The sequence below is a fragment of the Streptomyces sp. NRRL S-495 genome (assembly GCF_000966955.1).
Taxonomy (GTDB): domain Bacteria; phylum Actinomycetota; class Actinomycetes; order Streptomycetales; family Streptomycetaceae; genus Kitasatospora; species Kitasatospora purpeofusca.
The window spans coordinates 1-966 of the sequence record NZ_JZWY01001337.1; the positions used below are offsets into that span (position 1 = coordinate 1).

Consider the following 966-nt stretch of genomic DNA (forward strand, 5'->3'; position numbering starts at 1 on the left):
GGCTCAGCCGCCACGCCGGGCGGTTCCGGGGCGGTCCGCAGGTCGCCGCTCACAGCAGGAATCCCGCGCCGAGCGTGTCCTGCGGGTCGAGCACGAAGCGGTGCTCGCCGGTGCGGTGCGCGGTGCCGGTCACCTCGGTGACCACGCCGTCGCCCCACGGGTCGCCGCCGGGCAGCACCCGCCCGCCGAAGACCGTGCCGACGATCGACTCGTGCCGCAGCTCCGCGCCGGGGGCGAGCCGCCCCTCGGCGGCCAGCACGGCCAGCCGGGCCGAGCTGCCGGAGCCGCACGGCGAGCGGTCGATCTGGCCGTCCGCGAAGACGGTGACGTTGCGCTGGTTCAGCGCGCCGTCCACCGACGGGAGCTCGTCGAACAGGATGACGCCGTAGACGCCGGACAGCCGCGGGTCCACCGGGTGCCGCACGGCCGGGGAGTCGGCCAGGGCGGCCCGGATCTCCCGGCCGACCGCGGTGAGCTCGGGCAGCTGCTCGAGGGTCACCGAGAGCCCGAGGGCCGCGGCCGGCACCGAGACGTAGCAGGCGCCGGAGTGGGCGACGGCCACCTCGACGGTGCCGCGCGAGGTCTCGACCGGGAGCTTCAGCTCGCTCACCCAGGAGGGCACGTTGCGGAAGGTCACCCCGGTGGTCCGCCCGGCGGCCCGGTTGACCAGCGCGGTGACCCGGCCGGACGGCACGTCGATCCGGACCCGGGCGACGCCGTAGTCGGGCGCGGCGACCAGTCCGGAGTCGACCGCCCAGGCGCCGAGCGCGATGGTGCCGTGGCCGCAGGCCGTCGAGTAGCCGTCCTTGTGCCAGAACAGCACGCCGAGGTCGGCCTCGTCGTCGTCCGGCGGCACCAGGAAACCGCCGTACATGCCGGCGTGGCCGCGCGGCTCACGGGTGAGCAGCTGCCGGATGCCGTCCAGCGGGCCCGGCCGGGGCGCGGTGGCGGTGCCGCCGGCCCCGA

At 76.8% G+C, this 966-nt stretch carries 1 protein-coding gene; it reads right to left on the reverse strand.

The window, feature by feature from the left end; genetic code table 11:
- Nucleotides 1-49: 49 nt before the first annotated feature.
- Nucleotides 50-966: proline racemase family protein (locus VR45_RS41555; protein ID WP_045945177.1), on the reverse strand; the 917-nt coding region annotated here is incomplete at its 5' end.